The organism is Actinokineospora enzanensis DSM 44649 (assembly GCF_000374445.1).
Taxonomy (GTDB): Bacteria; Actinomycetota; Actinomycetes; order Mycobacteriales; family Pseudonocardiaceae; genus Actinokineospora; species Actinokineospora enzanensis.
Map to the genome: position 1 here is coordinate 103554 of NZ_KB894426.1, position 20238 is coordinate 123791.

Annotated in this window: 21 protein-coding genes; 9 read left to right on the plus strand and 12 right to left on the minus strand. The window is 71.5% G+C overall.

Features of this window, described 5'->3' with window-relative positions:
- Positions 1–55: 55 nt before the first annotated feature.
- Both C503_RS0124935 and C503_RS0124940 read right to left on the minus strand, forming a co-directional pair.
- On the minus strand, positions 56–274 hold the full coding sequence (locus tag C503_RS0124935; protein WP_018684962.1) for a ferredoxin: 219 nt from the start codon (positions 272–274) through the stop codon (positions 56–58).
- A 19-nt stretch (positions 275–293) separates the two neighbouring features.
- Positions 294–1487, minus strand: a complete 1194-nt coding sequence (locus C503_RS0124940; protein WP_018684963.1) for a cytochrome P450 — start codon at positions 1485–1487, stop codon at positions 294–296.
- Positions 1488–1678: 191 nt separating this feature from the next.
- Between C503_RS0124940 and C503_RS46185 the strand changes: the two genes are divergently transcribed.
- A complete protein-coding gene (locus C503_RS46185) occupies positions 1679–2272 on the plus strand; it encodes a DUF7711 family protein (RefSeq protein ID WP_018684964.1) in 594 nt (197 codons plus the stop codon).
- 232 nt (positions 2273–2504) lie between these two features.
- On the opposite strand, the gene malQ is transcribed toward C503_RS46185, so the two are convergent.
- Positions 2505–4355, minus strand: coding sequence for a 4-alpha-glucanotransferase (malQ, locus tag C503_RS0124955; protein WP_018684966.1), 1851 nt, complete (start codon positions 4353–4355; stop codon positions 2505–2507).
- A gap of 322 nt (positions 4356–4677) precedes the next feature.
- Positions 4678–6744, minus strand: coding sequence for an NB-ARC domain-containing protein (locus tag C503_RS40730; RefSeq protein ID WP_156893457.1), 2067 nt, complete (start codon positions 6742–6744; stop codon positions 4678–4680).
- Between the two features lie 136 nt (positions 6745–6880).
- Between C503_RS40730 and C503_RS0124965 the strand changes: the two genes are divergently transcribed.
- Together C503_RS0124965 and C503_RS0124970 are read left to right on the plus strand one after the other, a co-directional pair.
- On the plus strand, positions 6881–7285 hold the full coding sequence (locus C503_RS0124965) for an SRPBCC family protein (RefSeq protein WP_018684968.1): 405 nt from the start codon (positions 6881–6883) through the stop codon (positions 7283–7285).
- The gene (locus C503_RS0124970; protein WP_018684969.1) at positions 7282–7707 is read left to right on the plus strand and encodes a MarR family winged helix-turn-helix transcriptional regulator; all 426 of its coding nucleotides are present in this window, start codon (positions 7282–7284) and stop codon (positions 7705–7707) included. Before C503_RS0124965 ends, C503_RS0124970 begins: the two co-directional genes overlap by 4 nt.
- Here C503_RS0124970 and C503_RS40735 read toward each other — a convergent pair.
- Together C503_RS40735 and C503_RS0124980 are read right to left on the minus strand one after the other, a co-directional pair.
- On the minus strand, positions 7682–9052 hold the full coding sequence (locus C503_RS40735) for a DUF2867 domain-containing protein (RefSeq protein ID WP_018684970.1): 1371 nt from the start codon (positions 9050–9052) through the stop codon (positions 7682–7684). The genes C503_RS0124970 and C503_RS40735 overlap by 26 nt on opposite strands.
- A gap of 65 nt (positions 9053–9117) precedes the next feature.
- A complete protein-coding gene (locus tag C503_RS0124980) occupies positions 9118–9648 on the minus strand; it encodes a hypothetical protein (RefSeq protein ID WP_018684971.1) in 531 nt (176 codons plus the stop codon).
- A gap of 186 nt (positions 9649–9834) precedes the next feature.
- Here C503_RS0124980 and C503_RS40740 point away from each other — a divergent pair, with 186 nt between their 5' ends.
- On the plus strand, positions 9835–10254 hold the full coding sequence (locus C503_RS40740; RefSeq protein ID WP_018684972.1) for an anti-sigma factor antagonist: 420 nt from the start codon (positions 9835–9837) through the stop codon (positions 10252–10254).
- Here C503_RS40740 and C503_RS0124990 read toward each other — a convergent pair.
- The 4 genes from C503_RS0124990 to C503_RS0125005 all read right to left on the minus strand — a co-directional run bounded on the left by C503_RS0124990 (position 10228) and on the right by C503_RS0125005 (position 15241).
- On the minus strand, positions 10228–11508 hold the full coding sequence (locus tag C503_RS0124990; protein ID WP_033401008.1) for a sodium:proton exchanger: 1281 nt from the start codon (positions 11506–11508) through the stop codon (positions 10228–10230). The genes C503_RS40740 and C503_RS0124990 overlap by 27 nt on opposite strands.
- On the minus strand, positions 11505–12212 hold the full coding sequence (locus C503_RS43580) for a hypothetical protein (RefSeq protein WP_156893458.1): 708 nt from the start codon (positions 12210–12212) through the stop codon (positions 11505–11507). Before C503_RS43580 ends, C503_RS0124990 begins: the two co-directional genes overlap by 4 nt.
- Before the next feature lie 272 nt (positions 12213–12484).
- Positions 12485–13972 (minus strand): CYTH and CHAD domain-containing protein, encoded by a 1488-nt coding sequence (locus C503_RS0125000; protein WP_026316680.1) that lies wholly within the window; start codon positions 13970–13972, stop codon positions 12485–12487.
- A gap of 153 nt (positions 13973–14125) precedes the next feature.
- Positions 14126–15241 (minus strand): carboxylate-amine ligase, encoded by a 1116-nt coding sequence (locus tag C503_RS0125005; protein ID WP_018684976.1) that lies wholly within the window; start codon positions 15239–15241, stop codon positions 14126–14128.
- 373 nt (positions 15242–15614) lie between these two features.
- On the opposite strand from C503_RS0125005, the gene C503_RS40750 reads away from it, so the two are divergent.
- The 5 genes from C503_RS40750 to C503_RS48605 all read left to right on the plus strand — a co-directional run bounded on the left by C503_RS40750 (position 15615) and on the right by C503_RS48605 (position 18288).
- Entirely contained in the window at positions 15615–15953 is a 339-nt protein-coding gene (locus C503_RS40750; protein ID WP_018684977.1) for a hypothetical protein, read from the plus strand.
- Positions 15954–15973: 20 nt separating this feature from the next.
- Positions 15974–16924 (plus strand): TIGR03557 family F420-dependent LLM class oxidoreductase, encoded by a 951-nt coding sequence (locus C503_RS0125015; RefSeq protein WP_033401030.1) that lies wholly within the window; start codon positions 15974–15976, stop codon positions 16922–16924.
- A 64-nt stretch (positions 16925–16988) separates the two neighbouring features.
- Complete coding sequence (locus C503_RS48935) at positions 16989–17342, plus strand: ClpX C4-type zinc finger protein (protein WP_018684979.1); 354 nt, start codon at positions 16989–16991, stop codon at positions 17340–17342.
- Positions 17343–17380: 38 nt separating this feature from the next.
- Positions 17381–17980 carry a TetR/AcrR family transcriptional regulator gene (locus tag C503_RS40755; protein WP_018684980.1) on the plus strand — a complete coding sequence of 200 codons (600 nt, stop codon included), beginning with the start codon at positions 17381–17383 and terminating at the stop codon, positions 17978–17980.
- A 14-nt stretch (positions 17981–17994) separates the two neighbouring features.
- A complete protein-coding gene (locus C503_RS48605; protein WP_018684981.1) occupies positions 17995–18288 on the plus strand; it encodes a DUF3703 domain-containing protein in 294 nt (97 codons plus the stop codon).
- Positions 18289–18698: 410 nt separating this feature from the next.
- Here the strand turns inward: C503_RS48605 and C503_RS0125035 are convergent, their stop codons facing one another.
- Together C503_RS0125035 and C503_RS0125040 are read right to left on the minus strand one after the other, a co-directional pair.
- The gene (locus C503_RS0125035) at positions 18699–19976 is read right to left on the minus strand and encodes a tyrosine-type recombinase/integrase (protein ID WP_018684105.1); all 1278 of its coding nucleotides are present in this window, start codon (positions 19974–19976) and stop codon (positions 18699–18701) included.
- Positions 19977–20020: 44 nt separating this feature from the next.
- Entirely contained in the window at positions 20021–20224 is a 204-nt protein-coding gene (locus tag C503_RS0125040; RefSeq protein ID WP_026316522.1) for a helix-turn-helix transcriptional regulator, read from the minus strand.
- Positions 20225–20238 lie beyond the last annotated feature (14 nt).

The window sequence follows — 20238 nt, forward strand, 5'->3', positions numbered from 1 at the left end:
GTAGGCCCGTCCGATCCGACCGTCCGTCCGAGACGGTCGGATCGGGCGGGGGTCCTCAGGGGCGCGGGCCGAGCTCCGTGCCCGCCTCGTCCCGCACGGTGATCGCCGCGGCCGGGCAGGTGTCGGCCAGGTCCAGCACGTCCTCGTCCGGTTCGATCCGGTCCACGACCGGCTCCGATGCGGTGCCCGCGAGCCGGAACACGTCCGGCCGGGACCCGGCGCAGATGCCCGAGCCCATGCAGGTCCCGCGGTCGACGGTGATCGTCCAGCTCATGGTTCCCTCGTCTCTCGGCTCAGCCCCAGGCCACCGGCAGCTCGCGGGGGCCGCGCACCAGCATCTGCGTCTTCCACACCGGGTCGCCCGCCAGCCGCAGGTCGGGCAGGGTGATCAAGGCCCGCAGCGCCTCCTGCAGCTCCAACCGGGCCAGCGGAGCGCCCAGACAGTGGTGCACGCCGTGGCCGAAGCCCAGGTGCTGGGTCTCCTGGCGGTCGAACCGCAGCTCCTCCGGTTCCTCGAACCGGCCCTCGTCCCGGTTGGCCGAGGCGACCGCGCACAGCACCGGCTCCCCCGCCCGCACCGGCACGTCGCCGACCAGCACGTCCTCGGTGGCGTAGCGGGCGAACCCGGCGCCCGCGCCCAGCGGCACGAACCGCATCAGCTCCTCGACCGCGGCCGGGATCAGGTCCGGGTCGGCACGCAGCTGGTCGAACCGCTCCGGGTGGGCGAGCAGCACGTGGGTGAAGTTGGGGATCTGGGTGGCGGTGGTCTCGTGCCCGGCGACCAGCACGCCGATGCACAGCTCGACCAGCTCCTCCTCGGTGAGCCGGTCGAGGTTCTCCGCGCGGGCGGCGATCAGCGCCGACATCAGGTCGTCGGCGGGCCGCTCGCGGCGCTGCGCGACCAGCCCGGCCATGTAGGCGTTGAGCTCGCGCTCGTTGCGCACGAACTCCTCGGCGGTGAGGCTGGAGGTGGACAGCATGGCGTCGCTCCAGGCCCGGAACAGGTGCCGGTCCTCGGCCGGGACGCCGAGCAGCTCGCAGATCACCTGGACCGGCAGCGGCAGCGCGAACGCGTCGACCAGGTCGGCGGGCGGACCCGCGGCCACCAGGTCGGCGACCAGCCCGGCGGCGATCTGCCGGACCCAGGGCCGCAGCTTCTCCACCCGCCGCACCGTGAACGCGCCCGCGACCAGCACGCGCAGCCGGGTGTGGTCAGGCGGATCCATGGCCAGGATGCCGCCGGGGCGCCGGTAGGACTGGTTGCGCGGCTCGTCGCTGCGCGCGGCCAGCGCGCGGCTGAACCGGCGGTCGCCGAGCACGAAGCGGACGTCCTCGTAGCGGGTGGCCAGCCAGGCGGGCTCGCCGAACGGGAGCCGCACCCGGATCATGCCGGGGGCGACCCGCGCGTCCCGGTAGGCCGGGGACAGCTCCAGTCCTTCCGGCCGGTTGAACGGATAGGTGTGCACGCGCTCGTCGGCCGTGGTCATCGTCTTCCCCTCGCGATCGGCACCGGGTGACCCGGTCCCCACCCGGGCAGGCCCGATCGACCGCGCGCCTGGTGGGCGCCGGACACCGGTGGGGATTCGGTTGACATTCACAACCTACGACCTGGTTGCGCGGACCGTCAACGACCAGTGGCGGAGGGTGACCGACGGACCGGTGCGGCAGGATGGCCCGCGTGAACCGGACCCGCGCCCTGCACCACCTGCGTGCCCTGGCCGAGACCTGCGCCGACATGACCACCCGGCCGATCGCGATCCACCCGCTGCGGGTGGACGGGCTGTGGGTGGCGGGCGAGCTGCTCGGCCCGGCGGGCGAGGTGGAGGCGGTGACGGTCGCGTTGACCGTGGACGTCCCCGAGGTGCCGTGGCGCACCGAGCCGCACGGGGCCCGGCACTGGGCGCAGGCGACCCGGTTGCCGCAGCTGCCGTTCACCGCGTACTGGCGGTCGGCGCGCGCGCCGGTGTGGAACCACGTGCTGCACCGGCCCCTGCCGGTGTGGTCGGCGGACGGTGTGCGTGAGGACGTGCTCGACGCGTTGGCGGCCGGGGACGTGGAGGCGTTGCGCGAGCCCGCACCCTCGGAGGAGGAGACGGCCGCGCGGCTGCGGGACGAGCTTGACGTGAGCCTGCGGGCGCTGACGGAGCGCACTGCCGAGTACGAGCGGCGACGGTGGAAGCCGGGGAAGCTCGAACCGTTCTCGGACGCGTTGTGGCAGGCCAGCGCCGGTTACCTCGACCTGCTGCGGGCCACATCGGGCGATACTGAATGATCTTCGACTATTGCGAACCGGCAACTGTCACCCGATCGGAGGTGTGCGGGGAAGACGATTTGGATACACAGCGTTGAACAGACCAGCAGTCGATCACCATTCGACCTAGTCCCCAGGAGACCGAGGACCGTGCCGGACACCGACCCGACCCCGATCTACACCGCGCTGCTCGAAGAGCAGGGCGTCACCCCCCTGCCGGAACCCCAGGAGCAGGACCAGTAGGCCGTCCGAGTCACCGGGCCCGCAGACGGGCCACCGCGGCGCGCACCGCCGGGTGGTCGAACAGCTCGTCCACCGTCACCGGCAACGGCAGCCGCCAGTTGGGGTACTGGTCGACCGTGCCGGGCAGGTTGGGCTGTCGGAGCTCACCGACGAGATCCGGCGGCGCGGCGAAGACGAGCGCACACGGCGTTAGCGCGATGAACTCGTGCAACGCGAGCACGATCTCCTCGGTGGTCGCGGTTTCCCCCACCAAACCTTCATCGGCGAGCATCTTCACGATCGCGGCGCGCTCCTCGACGGCGGCGCGCGCCTCGCGTTCGGGGTCGGTGAGCAGCCCGAGCTCGGTCCGCACCCGTACGTGCTCGCCCGCGAGAAACCCGGGCGCGGTCGGCAGGTCGTGGGTGGAGATGCTGGCGGCGGCCTGCGCGGGGTAGCGGTCCGACGGCAGCGGGTCCCCTTCCCGGTCGCGCTGGAACCACGCGACCGCGCAGCTGAGCACGCCACGTTCCTGCAGGGTGTCGGTGACGTACTCGGGCACGGTCCCGAGATCCTCGCCGATCACCACCGCGCCCGCCCGGTGCGCCTCCAGCAACAGCACGCCCAGCATGGCCTCGGCGTCGTAGTGCACATACGTCCCACGATCGGGCGACTCGCCCGGCGGGATCCACCACAGCCGCCACAACCCCGCCACGTGGTCCACCCGGATGCCGTCGCCGTGCGCGAGGATGGCCCGGATCATGTCCCGGAACGGCAGGTACCCGGCCTCGGCCAGGGCGTTCGGCCGGAACGGCGGCAACACCCAGTCCTGCCCCAACGGACTGAACGCGTCCGGCGGCGCGCCGACTGTGCACCGGGTCGCGAGGACGTCCTGGAGTGACCACCCGTCGGCACCGCCCGGGTCGACCCCCACCGGCAGGTCATGGATCACTCCGACCGACATACCCCGAGCGGCGGAGTGCACGGCGGCGAGTTGTTCGTCGGCCCGCTGTTGCAGCCACGCGTGAAACCCCACCCGATCGACGAGTTCACGCCGAGCCCTGGCGACATGCTCGCTCGCGGGGTGGCGCAGCTCGGCCGGCCAGGCACGCCAGTCGGGACCGTGCCGTTCGGCGAGGGCGCTGTAGGTGGCGAAGTCGCGGAGCGCGGGATCGAGGGTGTCCAGATCGGGGATCCGCGGCTGGAGCAGGTCGAAGGCGGCGGTCTTGGCCTGCCACACCGCGTCGTGGTCGATCCGGGCGCCAAGGTCGGGCTTGAGAGCGCGAACACGGGCCTGGGTGTCGGGGTCGGCGCCACGGAACTCGTCGATGTCGGCGACGGACAGGTGCAGGGCGTTGAGGAAGCGCCTGCTGGACGGCGAGTAGGGGGACTTGCGCACGGGATGGGTGAGCGCGCCCGCCGAGACGGGACTGACCAGGACCGCGCCCGCATCGTCCCGGGCGGCGCGGGTGACGAACGCGCGCAGGTCGGCGTAGTCGCCGATCCCCCAGGAGTCGGATGTGTGCAGGGCGTAGAGCTGGGTCATCCATCCCCAGGTCCGAGCGACCTGAGGCAGCCCGTTCGGGGCGACGGCCAGCGAACGCTCCCGGCCGTCCGTGCGGAGGGTGTGCCAGCCAGGAGGGAGGTCCGGAAGTGCGCCGTCGACCGGACGGATATCGCCGTCCTCCAGGAGGATCTCGCCTCGGCCGACCTCGACACGGGTTCCCTGGCGCACGACCGAGGGTGGGGCCGGGGTCGGGTCCCCCAGCTCGTCGAGGATGGCTTGCACCACCGCCGGGTCGACCACCACCCGCTCCCGCGCGCCGTTCTCATACTCGGTCGCAACCCCGAGCGCGGCAGCGCGCTCGATCAGACGATCGTCCACAAGGGACCCTTTCACCCGGCCGGTCGGATCGCCCCCTATTGAACCCGACCCGCACACGTTCCGCCGCAGACCCGGCTCCCCCACCCCCCTCTACCCCCCAACCCAGCCACCCCCACCCCAACCACCACTAACCCAGCCACCCCCAACTCGACCACCCCTGGCTGGACCACCACGCGGGATCGCGCCGGTCTCTTCCCACCCGATCGCGTTCGGCCCCCCGGGCCGCACGTGATCGGGTGGGAAGAGACCGGCTGAAGGCGATCCCGCCGCCGAGGCGAAGTCGAGGCCAACAAACACAGCAGCAGCCGCTATACATCAGTGCTCAGGACTCGACCACCACCGACCAGCGACCTATATCAGCACGAGTGGCAAGGGCGGCCGGATGATCCACTCCCAGGACCCGGTGTTGGTCAGCAAGCAAGGCTTGCAGATCGGCCAGCGCACCGACAACATCCCCGGTCTCACCACGAAAAGCAGCGATGGCGGCGCGAGTGACGAACGTGTTCGGATTGTCCACCCCCATCACGCGAGCGCGGTCGGGCAGCAGGGCTAGCAGGTCGGCAAGGGCACCCTCAGGGTCACCGGAGCGGCCGCGCCAGTAGGCGACGTTGTTGCGGGTAAGCAGGGTGTCAGGGTGATCGGCGCCGAGCAGATGCAACTGGTCGGGGAGCAGCAGCCGAAAGTCGGCCAAGGCACCTGCCGGATCGCCGGACCAGCCACGCCAGTAGGCGATGTTGCTGCGGGTGAGCAGGGTCTGGGGGTGGTCGGCGCCGAGCAGCCGGATCTGGTCGGGCAGCAGAGAGCGGAACTCGACCAGCGCGCCCGCCGGATCACCGGACTCACCACGATAATGGGCGATGCAGGCACGGGTGTTCACGATGGCCGGATCATCCTCGGACAGCACCCGCACGCGGTCGGCCAGGAGTGTCTCGTAGGCGGCCATCGCGCCTGCCGCGTCCCCGGCCCTCCCCTGCCAGAACGCGACCTCATGGCGGACGGACAGCGTGTCGGGGTGATCGGTCCCGAATGCCTCGACCGCACGGAGGTGCAGCTCGGTGAAATACCGGTGCGCCACCCGAACCTGCCCCGACACGCCCAGACTCTGTCCCACCCGCACCAGCACCGGATGCACTCCCATAGTCCACAATGGACCATCCGGCAGCGCGGCCGCGTTGGCCCGCAATGAATCCCCGAGTGTCGGGTCGTTCTGCACGCTGGGCCAGATCGACATCAGTGCGTCCGCGGCCACGCGAGTCTGCACAGTGACACGTTCCGGGGAGGCGTGTTCGCGGGTGGCACGCTGGACCAGGGCGTGTACTCGGATCCCGACCGCGCTCGCCTCGGGCCGGGTGTCCATCGCGATCAGGTTCAGGCGCGCCAGCGAGCGTGCCGCGTCCCACACCTGTTCCTCGGTGACCGGCGTGTCGCGGCCGGTCGACAGGTAGTCCCGGACACGCCGCGCCGCGAGCAATCCGGTCGGGATTCCGTTGGGATCCAACACGGACAGCACGTGCATGAGCGGCCGCGCCACCCCGACCGGCTCCCGTTCATCCGCGCGCGTGAGGGAGATCGCCCACGTCAACGCGACCACCCGGTCGAGCCCCTCGGGCAACTCGTCGGCGTCGGGGAACAGGTCCGACAGCCGCCTCTCGCGAAACCGCCGGCGATAGTCCACACAGGAGATGCCCCGGTCCGCCAGGTAGGCACCCGCCTGACCGACCGCCAACGGCAACCGCCCCAGCTCCGCCACCAACTCGTCCGCGCCGTCCAGGAGATGGGGCTCCCGAGCCAGCCAGGCGGTGAGGCACTCGCGGGCCTGCTCCGCGCTGAACAACCCGACCTCCACCACCTGTCGGTCGAACGTCCGCCACGCCACCCCGCGATGCCGCGTGGTCACCACCACCCGCCCGGTCGGGGTCGCGGCCGGGACCAACCCGCGCACCTCGTCCGGCGACCCCGCGTCGTCCAGCACCACCAGCCACGACGGCGCCGTGTCCAGCCAGCCCAGCAGCCACGACACCGCGTCGTCCGGCGCCCGTTCCACCCCGCTGATCCGATGCGCCAACTCCGTGTAGGCGGTGATCACCCGGTCCCGCGACGCCGCGTTCACCCACGCGACCACCTCCGTCCCGGCTTCCCGGGCGGCGTGCGCGAGATCGGCGGCGATCTGCGTCTTCCCCGCGCCGCCCATCCCCACCAGCACCAGGCCGCCGCCCGCCACCGGACGCGGCTGGAACCCGGCCACGCGCGGCGGCACCTGGCCGAACCGGCATCGCGCCCGCTCGGCGGCGGCCCCGGCGTGCAGGTGGACGTCGCCGTGGATCTCCCCGGCCTGCACCGCCCGCCCGACATCACCCGCGATCCGGTTCACCCCGTCCCCAGCGGTCATCCCCCCATGATCGCGCAGGGGCCGCCCGCTCGCGCCCGAGCGCCGCAGCCGGCACCGTCACATCCATCCGCCGCAGGTGGTGACATATAGTCTGCGCACAGATAGTCTCTGCGCAGACCAACTGAGAGGCACCCGCATGTGGACCCACGAACACTCCGTCGACACCACCGCCACCCCGGCCGCCGTCTTCGCCCTGTGGGCCGACGTCCCCGGCTGGCGGGCCTGGAACGGGGACGTCACCGCCAGCGTGCTCGACGGCCCGTTCGCCACCGGCAGCACCATCGCCATGACCACCCTGGACGGCGACCGGATCCCGCTCACCCTGGCCGACGTGCAGGCGGACCGCTCGTTCACAGACGAGGCCCGCTTCCCCGGCCTGCTGGTGCGCACCCACCACCTGCTCACCCCCACCCCGACCGGCACCACCGTCACCTACCGGATGGAGATCACCGGCCAGGCCGGGCCGGACCTGGGCCCCACCATCTCCGGCGACTTCCCGGAGACCATGGCCGCGCTCGTCGCGCTGGCCGAGCGGCGGTGAGCAGGCATCCGGCCGCCAGCCCGGGGCTGCTGCTGTGGCGGGCGACCCTGCGCTGGCAACGCGACATCGCCGCCGCGCTCGCGCCGCTGGACCTGACGCACGTGCAGTTCGTGCTGCTGGCGAGCACCTGGTGGCTGGACGGACAGGGCGAGGTGCCCAACCAGCTGAGCCTGGCCCGCTTCGCCGGGGTGGACATCAAGATGGCCTCCCAGGTGCTGGCCGGGCTGGAGCGCAAGGGCCTGGTCGAGCGCGCCCCGGACCCGTCCGACCTGCGGGCCAAGCACGTCCGGATCACCGCGGCAGGCCGGGCGGCCGCGCCCGAGGCGGTCGCCGCCGTGGAGGCCGTGGACGCCGCGTTCTTCCGTCCGGTGTCCGAACGCGACGCGATCGCGTTGCTCAGCGCGCTGGCCGACGAGGGCTGAGCGAGCGCTCGGCCGACCACGCGACGCCCTGGGCCATCAGGCCGAACACCAGCTCGTGCGCGGGTTTCTGGCTGTACCAGTACAGCTTGCCGAGCATCCCGTCCGGCGCGAAGGTGACCGTCTGCTCGTAGCCGCTCTCCCCCGGCCGCTCCCCCTCCACCGCGCGCAACGTCAGCCACGCCCGGCCGGGCAGCCGCATGTCCGTGCGCAGCACCAGGGTCCGGTCGGCGTCGCTACGGTCCACCACGCTCCAGCTGTCCACCACGTCGCCCGGCGTCAGCCGCGCCGGGCGGCCGCGGTGCAGGCCGACGCCGCCGAGCAGGTGGTCGACGCAGCCGCGCAACGCCCACGCGCCGGGCAGGGTGTGCCAGCCCGCGTCACCGCCGATGTCGGTGATCACCCGCCACAGCGCCCGCCGCCCCGCGCGCACCCGCAACCGCCGGTGATCGCACAGCACGGCCACGTCGTCCGGCGGCCCCACCGGCACGGGCACGCCCAAGGCGCTGCGCATCGCGCAGTCGAGGCTGGTCGACCCGCCGGGCGGGGGCGGCAGCACGGAGGTGGGAACCAGGTCGTGCCGCAGCGAGTCCAGCAACGCCCGCACCAGCGGCTCCGGCAACGGGCTCACCGCGGCGGCGAGCGCGATCGGGACCTCCGGCACCGGCACCGACAACCGGCGCGGCAGCCCGAGCACGCGCGCGCAGCGTTGCACCAGCTCCAGGTAGGTGACCACCTCCGGGCCGCCGATGTCGGCGACCCAGTCGACCGGTTCCGCCTCGGCCGCCTCGACCAGGTAGTGCAGCACGTCGTCGATCGCGATCGGTCTGCTGCGGTTGGCCATGTACGCGGGGCTGGGCAGCACCGGCCCGCCGCGCGCGGCCCTGGTCAGCAGCGTGAAGCTCGCCGACCCGGCACCGATGACCATCGACGCCTGCAGCACCAGCGCGGGCGTCGGCGAGTCCAGGAAGATGTCACCCACCCTGGCCCGCGACGCCAGGTGATCGGACACCTCGCCGTCCCACGGACGCGGGCCGCCCAGGTAGACCAGCTGCCGCACACCCGCGCGGAAGGCCTCGTCCGCCACCGCGTAGGCGATCTCCTCGTCGGCACGCGCGAAACCGGTCGCCACCATCGAGTGCACGAGGTGGTAGACGACGTCGGCACCGTCCATCGCCTCGCGCAGCGCGTCGGCGTCGCGCACGTCCGCACGCACGACCACCACCCCGGCGGGGGCGTGCTCGATGCCCCGCGACAGCGCCCGCACCCGGTGCCCCGCCGCGGCCAGCGCCTCCACCAGCAGGGCGCCGACGTAGCCGCTCGCGCCGAGGACGAGACAGGTCGACACGGCCGCTCCCGAGGGCTGGGGACGAGGACCCGCCCACTATCGCAGCGATCCCCCGGCCCCGCGCGTCAGTGCGAGCCCTGCCGGTGGCGCAGCACGCTGGCCGGGTCGGCGCCCGGCGTGGCCAGGCAGCGGCGCACGCCTGCGGGGTCGCGGCGTTCGAGCTCGTCCAGGCAACGCTGCCGGTCGCGCACGATCGCGGCCGCCGCGACGGCGGAGGGGGCGGCGCGCAGCCCGGCCAGCCCGGCGGTCCAGCGCTCGCACAGCTGGTCGGTGGTCAGCCCGCGCAGCCCGACCAGCGGATACGCGGCCACCACCAACGCCACGACAATGCCGACCGCGACCCACTCGACCAGCATCACCAACCCGGACATACCCACCAGGGCGGTGGAGATCACCAGCGTCAGCGGCACCGCGCCGGGCGCCGTGCCGTGCTGCTCGGTCAGCGCGGCGGCCGCGGCCATGGCCAGGCAGACCGCGGTGATCGCGATGAACACCAGGGTCCACGACCGCAGCAGCACCGCGCCGGTGCCGACGCCGGTGAAGGCCACCAGGGCGGCCACGGTCGTCCAGCCGAGTCGGTAGCAACGCCGCAGCATGCGTCCTCCCTAGTACACCGGTGAACATGACCTACCACTGCATCGTCACACCCAATCGCCGGACATCGCCCGCTCCGGCGGACTTCCTGCGCCCATCGGGCGAAGCGGACGCGCGGACCTTGCCCGCGCGCGGGGGTGCTCTATGCTTCGAAGACTTCCCACCCGCGTCCCGGAACCGAGGCCGACATGGCTCCTCGCACATGGACACCCGCGACAGTTCCCGAGATCCCTCTGCCCCGCGGCGCGCGCGATCCCGGGGCCGCCGTCCGGGTCACCCGGGCGGGCCGCTGGGCCGCGCTGGCCCGGGTGCGCGGGGAGGTCGACCTGAGCACCGCGCCCGCCGTGGAGCGCGCGCTGGCGTCGGTGCTGGCCGGGCCGGACCTGCTGGTGCTGGTGGTCGATCTGTCCGAAGTGGACTTCATGGCGGCGGCCGGGCTCACCGCGCTGGTGCACACGCGTGAGCAGGCGCGCGTGCGCGCGGTCGACCTGCGGCTGGTGGCGACCACGCGGGCGGTGTTGCGGCCGTTGGACATCACGGGGCTGCGGCAGACGTTCCGGGTGCACGCGGACACCCGGGTGCTACTGGCCCCGCACGTCCGGGCCTGAGCGCGCGAGGTCGCGGTAGGACGTGCGGAACCCGTCCCGCAGGAGCGTGCGCACGTGCGCCCGCGACCGGACGCCGACGACGATCGCCCCGAGCAGGTAGGCCACGGACAGCGCGATCACCTCGACGCCGCGCACCGAGTCGGGCAGCACGGCGGCGAGCACGAACTGCGCGACGAACAGTCCGAGCAATACGAGCGCGGCACGGACCGTGATCGACAGACTCACCAGCAGTGTCACCGCGAACAGCGACTGCGCGGCGGTGAGCAGCAGCTCGTCGCGCTGCGCGGCGTCCAACGGCAGCCCGGCGGTGCTTCCGGCGGCGACGGCGAAGACCACCGGCAGGGTGCCGACGAGCAGCGTCCACTGGTTGACCTTGGACGAGACGAGCGTGGCCAGCGCGTCGGTGGTCTTCAACCGCCACGCGAACAGGCAGGCGACGAGCAGCTCGGGCGCCTCGGAGGCCACCGGCGCGACCCACTGGACGAGCAGGAACCTGCTGACGCCGAGCTTCTCGCCGGTCTCCACGAGGGCGTGCGCGAAGTTCTCGGCCACGAGCAGGATCACCATGGCGGAGAACGCGAACAGCGCCGTGCAGGTGAGCCGCCTGCGCTGCCGGGGTTGCCTGCCGATCAGCTCGGCGACGCCCGCCAGGTCGGGATCGCCCGCGGGCGCCTTGGCCACACGGACGGCGTAGAGGACGAAGATGGCGACGAGGACGGTGGTGTCGACGATCGTGACGCTGTGGCGCAGCGGCAGGGTGAGCGAGTAGACGGTGGCCAGGGCGAGGAAGGCGAGCGGGACGGCGTCGGTGCGTTCCAGGGTGACGGTGCGGGAACCGCCTTTCCGGGTGCGCCATGCGGCGAGCAGGACGACGGCGGCCCAGCCGATGCCGACGAGGATCCGGTTCGCGCCGGTCATGTTCGCCAGTGCCAGCCCGCAGCTCCCCGCGCTGCACGCGGGCCCGTCGGTGGCGAACGCGTGCCCGCCCTCCCAGGCGAACACGAAGTCGACGGCGTACTCGGGCAGCACGGCGATGAGCGCGAGCACCGTGATAGCCAGCCCGGCGGAGATGTCCACCTGGATCGCCTCGGCCACCCACCCCAGCACGAAAGCGGCCCCCACGACAGCGATGCCGTAGAGGGCCGCGGCGACCGGGGGCGCGATGTGCGCGCCGGTCGCGCCGAGATATATCCCGGGGAGGGTGCAGGCGACGGCGACCCCGAGCGGCACCGCCGCCCGCACCCACGTCCTCAATGCTCCTCCGGCCCCACCGAACCGCCCCGACGCGCCACGGCCTCCGTACCGAGCTCGGGCCGCACGGCGCGACGTTGCTGCACCGGCACTTCCTGCCCCGGCACCGCCTGCCCCGCGACAGCGGTCGACGGATCGTTCGCGGTACGCCCGGCATTGCCCCGAGCACCCGCGTCGCCGGTGTTGACGGTGCCGTCGGCCGCCGCCGGAACCGTGCCGATCCCCGGCTCGGCCCCGGGCGCCCGCGACAACCGCGTCTCGGAGTTCCCGTTTGCCCGCGCGATGGCCTCGGAGTCGATCGCCCCCTGCGGCGGCGTCGACGAGTCCAGCGGGACACCGTGGGTCTGCAGGTGGTCATAGCGCTGCTTGGTCAGGTTCTCCGCGTCCAGCCGGTCGCGCATCCGGGTGAGCATCCGGATGGTGAACGCGTGCGCCAAGGCCAGCAGGAGCAGCACGACCCCCAGCTTCCGCACGATGGCCTCCAGCGGGGTGTCACCCCCGAGCCCGATCGCGGAGATCAACGCGAGCACCCCGAGCACGGTGAAGTGGAACAGCACCGACACCAGCCGGGCCATCGACCGCGCGGACTGCGCCTCGCCGTAGGAGTCGGACAGGTACCGCAGCCCGCTCCGGTAGATGATCTGGCCGTCCACCACCACGAGCGCGATGCCGAGGACCAGGAACAAGACATAGGTGCCGTCGTCCACCACTGACCCCTTCCCACACCCATCAGGTCACCCGTTGGGTACCACCGACGGCCCCGCCCGAAACGACCGTCCCCCATCCCCCGAGTGAGTGAACCTGCCCGCTCCCAACCGACATCCCCAGCTCCACCCGGATGTCGATCGTCCCAACAGGACACTCAAGGAGGGATCCCCCATGTCTCGATCATACCGCGAACGACGAAGATCCCGCGCCGTACATGATCTTGCCTGTGGACAACCGCCGGGCGAGCGCGAACCCGCCCGGCGCCCCGATCTCACCGGAGCCAACGCGGCGCCTTCACGCCCAGCAGCTGCCTCCACGCGCGCGTGAAGTCGGCCTCGGCGCGTTCCGCGCGTGCGTCCTGGCGCGCGTGCAGCACTCCATACGTGAACCCGTTGTCCCCCGACAGATGCGCCCGCACACCCATCTCCCGCAGCCGCCCACGGGCCACCACCGCGTCCTGGTGCGTTCCCAGCGCGGTCTGGGTCTTCTTCACCCGCTTCCGCCACCGGTCCAGCTTCCGCCCGAAGACCGGCGCCACCGCCTCCGCCGCGTACCGGACCTTCTTCGCGTCCTTGCGCACCTGGTGCAACGCGACATCGCGCTCATCCGCGTCGTCCAGCGCCGCGACCGAGGCCGCCAACCGCCGCCAGGCCTTGCGCACCGGCTTCCGCAGTTCCGACACCGCAGGCCGAGAAGCACGATCGGTCCACGGTGGATCGGAAATGAAAGCGTCCAAGTCCTTCAGCAGAGCCAAATACCGGTCACTATCCGCTGCGGACAGCACAGCCGTGCGGGCATCCGCCGCGGCGCGGGCGAGTTCGGCGGTGATCTGCGCGGGAACGGCACCCAGCACGTTCTCGCTGGGCAGCCGTGCGAGTTCCAGCGTCAGCTCCTCCCCCAGCACCTCGGTGTCCCGCGCGGGCGACGCCTCCGCGCCCAGCCACTTCAGTTCGGCGCGCAGCGCACCGACCCGGGCATGGTCGAGTAAAGGGCGGAACGCGCGCAGTGCGCTGCGCAACCGCCGACACGCGACGCGGAACTGGTGGACCGCGTCGTCCGTGTCGAGCCGCACGCCCGTGTCGTTCGCGCGCAGTGCCGAGACCTGCGCGCGCAGATACGTCAGCGCGACCTCCCCCGCAGTGGGGTCTGCCGACAGTTCCGGCAGCGGGTGCACCTTCGCCCGCGTCCCCAGGGCCTGGGCGAGCTTCGACGTCGACTTCGCGGGCTTGGCGCCCAGGGCCGCGCCGACGGCGGTCAGCACGTCCCGGTCGGTGGCCTCGACCTCCAGCTCCCGCCAGCTCCGCGGCTCCTCGTCGAGCGGGTGGGCGGTCACCCGGTCGTCGGCCAACAGCGCGATCGTGGTGCCGTCGGCGGACCGGAGCTCCCACTCGTCACGCTCGGTGGTGATCCGCACGACCGGGGTGAGCGGCTCCCCGAGGGTGTGCGCGCGGACCAGCGCGGCGAGGTCGTCGGGCACCTTCGTCCTGGCCCGGCCCAGCGGCACCCGGATCTCGTCGCGCACGTCCGGGGCGACCGGGAGCTTGGCGTGCCAGCCCGCGTCGCCGCCGCCGGTGCGCCTGCGCAGCGTGATGCCCGCGCGGGCGAGCCGCAGGTCGGCGGTGTCGAAGTAGGTGGCGTCCAGTTCGGACCGGACGGGGCCCGCGCAGCTGTGCACCGGATCGGCCGCCGTCAGGTCCGGCAGCTCGAAGTCCGCGGGCGCCTGGTACTTGCGTTCGGTCTCGCGCACTCGGGTAGGCATCCGTCAACTATGACACCGAATGCCCCGACCGGTAGACGGGTACATCCGGGTGGAATCAGGACAGGCCTGCCCGGAGGGAATGCCGCACCCCCGCCGACTGATCGGTCCGAGACGCCTCGGAACGGTCACGGTGAGTAGTGTCGCCGGAGCGCCTCAGGGTGACCGTGAACCGCACACGCGCGTGCCCTCCGTCTGGGCGGCGAGCATCGCCACCACACCGTCGAGCCCCGCTGCCCGCTGCCGGGTCGCCCCGTCGCCCGTCTCCGCCAATGATGACAACGTCGACCGCACAAGCTCCAGCTCTCCCGAGCGACGCAGCGCGGGCGCGTGCCTGGCGACCAGGTCGGCGAAGATCTGCGGCGCGGGACGGTAGCCGTCCGACAACGGGTCGGGCACGACCGCGCCCCAACCGTCCTTGGCCGCCCGCCACTGGGCCGCGCGCACGATCTGGGTGGGCACGCGGGGAAAGTCCCGTTCGCTGTCGAGCGCCTCGGCCACGATCGAACGGATCAGCACGGCCAGCAGCGCGGCCTCGCGCGGGGTGGGTGCGACGTCGCTGATCCGGGTCTCCACAGTGGGCTGGTCCTCCGACGGACGGACGTCGAAGTAGACCATCTTGCGGTCGAGAATGGCCCCCGTGGCCAGCAGGCCCTCCACCAGTTCCTCGTACTGCTCCACCGAGTCCAGATAGGGCGGTGGGCCCGCGGACGGCCAACGCTCCCAGAGCAGGTGCCGGGTGCTGGCGTAGCCGGTGTCGCGGCCGTCGTGGAACGGCGAGTTCGCGCAGACGGTGATCAGCGCGGGCAACCACAGGCGCAGATGGTTGGCCGCGCGCAACGCCGCCGCGGTGTCCTCCACGCCCACATGCACGTGGCAGCCGCAGGTCATCCCGGAGAACATGAACTCGCCGACGTGGGCGGTGATCCGCCGGTAGCGCGCGCCGGGCCCTGCCTGCGTGAAGTCGGGCTGCTGATGCGGCGCCGTACCGGTGGCGACCAGCAGCGCCCCTTGTTCGCGCGCCGCACCGGCCAACGCACCGCGCAGCTCGGTCAGTTCCTCGACGACCTGGTGCGCGCTCCGACAGATGCCGGTGGCCGACTCCACCATGGCGCGCAGCAACTCCGGTTTCAGGTCGGGATCACCGTCGACGGCGGCGATACCGCGCTCGGCGGTCTCCGGCCCTTGATCCACCAACCTGCCCTTCGGGTCGACGAGCAGGAACTCCTCCTCGACTCCCAGGGCCAGCGCGGTCGAGTCGTGTGTCGCCAATCGGTCCTCCTCGTACGTGCCTGCCGGACGGGAGTACCCACTCGACGACCGACCTGACCAGCGTCTTCCGCGTGGCTCGAACGGCTCTCAAGAGCATGCTGTTACAACGGAGCGGCCGGACTGTTCTGCTCGGCTCTGCGGAGAGGGGCTTGTGGTGGACGAGGAGATCTTCGACGACAACGACAACATCGTCCGCGGGTACGACTAGGACGTCCCATATGGACGGAGAACGGGACGGCTCCCGTGGGCGCCGCCCCGTTTCCCGGTGCTCTCCCCACCGCGGGCGCGAGACGTTCACCGGCACGGGCCGGGTAGACGGGTGCTCGCCGCGCGGACGAGTTTGCCCCGGGGCACCGCCGGGTAGCACAGCGGCATGAGCACCGACGGTTACCTGAGCCCGGCGGAGAGCCTGGACGAGGACAACCTGAGCGTGGACCCGCTTGAGGAGGGCGTCGAGCCCCCGGAGCACTGGGCGGAGTCCGACCGCCACGGGATGACCGCGGCGGAGGAGCGCGCGGGCGAGGATCTCGACCACCGGCTGGCCGCCGAGGAGCCGGACGTGGCCGTGCCCGACGCGGACCGCCCCGGCCCGACCTCGCCGCTGCCCGATCTCGACGACCGGGTGGACGAGCCGTCCGACGACGTGGCGAACCCGGCCCCGCCGGAACCCGAGTCGGCGGCGGAGCGCGAGGGGCCGAGGGCGGAGCGGTGACCCGCTTCGGTTACACGCTGATGACCGAGCAGGCTGGTCCGAGCGCCCTGGTTCGGCACGCGGCGGGCGCGGAGCAGGCCGGGTTCGATTTCGAGGTGATCAGCGACCATTACTCGCCGTGGCTGTCCGAGCAGGGGCACGCCCCGAACGCCTGGGCGGTGCTGGGCGCGGTGACCCAGGTGACCGGGCGCGTCGAGCTGATGACCTACGTGACCTGCCCGACCATGCGCTACCACCCGGTGCTCGTCGCGCAACAGGCCGCCACGGTGCAATCGCTGTCCCACAACAGGTTCACGCTGGGCGTCGGCGCGGGCGAGAACCTCAACGAACACGTGCTCGGCCGCGGCTGGCCGCCGGTGAACCTCCGCCACGACATGCTGGTGGAGGCCGTGGACATCATCGCCGCGCTGTTCGACGGCGGTCACGTCGACTATGTGGGCGAGCATTTCCAGACGGACTCGGCGAAGCTGTGGGACCTGCCCGACACGCGGGTGCCGATCGCGGCGGCGGTGTCCGGCGACCGGTCGGTCGGCAGGCTGGCACCGCTGGCCGACCACATGATCGCGGTCGACCCGGACGCCGGGCTGTGCCGGGCGTGGGACGGGGTGGCGCGGGCGGAGAGTCGCAAGATCGGCCAGTTCCCGATCAGCTGGGACACCGACCGGGACGCGGCGGTCGCCCGCGCCCACGACCAGTTCCGGTGGGCGCTGGGCGGCTGGAAGGTCAACGCGGAGCTCCCGGGCCCGTCGGCGTTCGCGGCCGCGACCCGGTTCGTGCGACCGGACGACGTCGCGGCGCACATCCCGTGCGGCGCGGACGTGGACGCGGTGGTGCAGGCGGCCGCGGCGTACTGGGAGGCGGGGTTCACCGACCTCGCCCTGATCCAGGTCGGTGGAACCCATCAGGATCACTTCCTCGCGGCCGCCCGGCAGGAACTCCTGCCCGCCCTGCGCGCGGCCGCTCCGAACTGATCTTGTCAGGCACACCCTGACGCGCGTAAGGTCGCCCCTGACACCACGTCAGGGAGGTCCTTACATGTCCGCGATCGCGAATTGCTCCTTCTGCGCCAAGCCCAGCCCCGAGGTCGGCAAGCTGGTCGCGGGCCCGGGGGTCTTCATCTGCGACGGCTGCGTCGCCCTCGCCGCCGAAGTGATCCGCGAGGCCACCGGCGCGCCGGACTCCCCCGTGGCGCCCTGGGACCGGGACATGTCCCTGACCGAGGTCCTCACCGCGCTCGGCCCGGTGGCCGCCGCGGGCGCGCAGGCGGAACGCAACCTCGCCCTCTGGGTCGCGAAGGCCCGCGCGCTGGGCGGCACGTGGACCCAGATCGGCCAGGCCCTGGGCGTCACCCGCCAGTCCGCCTGGGAGCGGTTCTCCGGCGAGGACTGATACTTGCAGCCAGTGCATATCTTGCATACTCTGCAAATATGACCGCTGGGGACGCCCGCCGCGAACGCCGCCGGATCGCGCGCCGAGTCGCCATCCGCGGCGCCGCGGTCCGCTTGGCCCTGTCCAACGGCGGCCCCGACGCGGTGACGGTGGAGGAGATCAGCGCGGCCGCCGACATCGCCCCGCGCACGTTCTTCAACTATTTCCCCACCAAGGACGCGGCCTTCTCGATCGAACCGCACCAGTGGACCACCGAGGAGATCGTCGGAGAACTCCGAGCCCGCCCCCCCGACGAACCTCCGGCCATCGCGCTGCGCGAGGTACTCAAGGCGATGGCCCTCGCGGCCGACTTCGCCCACCTGGCGGAGGAATGGGAGCTGCTGCAACAGCTCTACCGACGCCACCCGGAGCTGTTCTCCCGCCTTCGCCTCGACCAGGCCGACCTCACCATCGCCGCCCTGTCCGCCGAGATCGCCACCCGCGTCGGCCCGCCCAGGTCCGCCGGTCTCTACCCGACAGTGCTGGTGGGCGCCGCCTTCGCCGCCCTGCAGGCCGCCGAGAACCGCGGCCGCGCCGACCCCCGCCCCCTGGACGACCTCATCGACGAGGCCTTCGCCGTCCTGATCGAGGGCCTGTGAACCGGAGGACCCCCTTGCCCGACACCGACTACGACATCGAGATGGCCCACGGCAGAACCGCCCTGGCCGCCCGCGACTTCCGCGCCGCCTACCGCCACTTCGGCCGCGCCCACAACCTCGGCCACGACACCCTGGCCCACCACCTCGCCGCCCACCGCGGCCTCCTCACCACTGCCTGGCGCCACCGCCGCCCGCACCGCGCCATCGCCCAGCTGACCCTCATGGCAGCCGCCGCCTTCTTCGACCGCAACCGCCAACCCACCCCACCCGACCCGATTTCCCACACCCCACCCCCACCGCACGCCTGACCTGCCAATCCCCCTGCAAACCCCCCAGGTTTTCACCCACCCCAGCGACAAAAGTTATCCACAGCCCCCACCCCACCACCCCCTTCCCAAGATCCACTGTCGCCCCCGCCGACTAGAATGGGCCCTGGGGGATCCCCCTGGGAGCGGCGGGTCATGCGGCGGGACCGTTTGCCGCGAAACACATCCCGGCAGACTCGCGGCGGCGCGGCCACCCCCACGTCTACCAATCCCCATCCCGGACGACTTTCCCGCCCAGCTCCCACTCACCCCTCCCGCCCGCTCAACCCCCTGGTAGACAAGCAACCCCCCACATCCGACTCCACCCATCCGAGCGACAGAAGTTATCCACATTCTTTCCGATACCTCGCCTGAACTGGGGAGATGCGTTTAGTGATCACCGTGGGCCGTCCTCAGGCCGTGAGATGAGGGCTTGGCAGCCATGCCTCAGTCATGGCCCGGCGGATGCGGTGGGGGCTTTCGGGGATGAGGTGGGTGTAGGTGCGGGCGGTGAAGGCCGGGTCAAGGTGGCCCAGGAGGTTCGCCAGCTCGATGAGGCTCACGCCGTGGGCCAGGAGGTTGGATGCGAAGGTGTGGCGTAGGGCGTGGAAGCCGTCGATGCGTTTGCGGTAGGGGGTGGCGGTGGTCTGGAAGGCGGGTACCCAGATGTCCCGGGCGAAGTTGTTCCCGCGCCACACTGGGGGCGGGAAGGGGTGGCGTTGCGACGGCGGAGGTCCGGGGACGAGTAGTCGCACGGTGATGAGGTCTCCATCCGGGACCAGCCACGGCAGGGTGACGTCATATGGTTCGTGAGCGGTGGTGTGGTCGTCAACCATCGTGATGAAGTCCTCGGTGATGAAGACTTCGCGTGTCTTGCGCCGCTTGGGCAGTCCGAACACGGGCTTCCCGTTGATCCAGCGGATTTGCCGTTGAATGTGAAGCTTGAGGTTATTTCGGTCCATGTCGTCCGGGCTGAATGCGAGTGCTTCCATTTGGCGGTGTCCGGCACGCAGGGCGATGTCCATCAATGGTCGATACTCCGGAGGGAGGCCGCTACGGATAGTGAGGCACTTTTCCCGAGGCCAGGGCTCCGGCCGGTATTCCTCGGGAACCGGCCTGCGGACGCTGTCAGCCTTGCAAGGGTTTCGTTCGAGCAACCCGTCAAAGACGGCTGCTTGCAGAAATCCCGAGATCGTGTCGAAAATCTGCGCCCGGTAGGAATCCTTTACGCCTCTTCCGCTTGACCAGTCCAGCCACTCTCGCATAGTGCTGGTTGTGAAGTGCTGGACAGGCACGTCGCCGAGGTAGGGCAGGACCATGGTGTTCAACCTGGTGTCCACACTGGCCACGGCGATCGGGTCTTTGGATCGACCTTTGCGCACTTCCGTTGTGTAGTCCCGGAAGGTGATCAATTTCGGTTCCGGCTTCTCCTCAGGCTTAGAGGCCGGCAGCAGCTTCACAAGCGGGCTTACCTGGTGCAACGCCAGGAACTTCTCGGCTTCACCCAGGCTGCGGTCCGGGAAGCTCTTGGACCGCTCGCTGCCGTCTGCGTAGTAGCGGACACGATAGCGCATACCCGTGCCGTGCAGCGCGGTCTTGTCTTTGAGGGGACGGCCGTTCTTTCCGACAATGACGTTCCCGGTCGCATCTTTCCTGTCCTTGTACCAGCGATCCTCAACGTGTCCGGCCATGGGAGTACCCCGTTTTCCTTTCGTCGTGATTGCTGAAATATTGGTCAGGCGGCTAGCTGGCCCTCGGTGCTGGCGTCAAGCCATGCGGCGATATCCTCCGGCCGATAGCGGACATGTTTGCCCATGCGCACGAAGGCCGGACCGGTGCCCTTGTGGCGCCATTCGGCCAGCGTCTTCTCCGGCAGCCGCAATAGTTCGGCCAGCTCTTCCGTGGTCCACAATCGGGTCGGTAATCCGCTATCATCCATGGTCTATCCCCCCA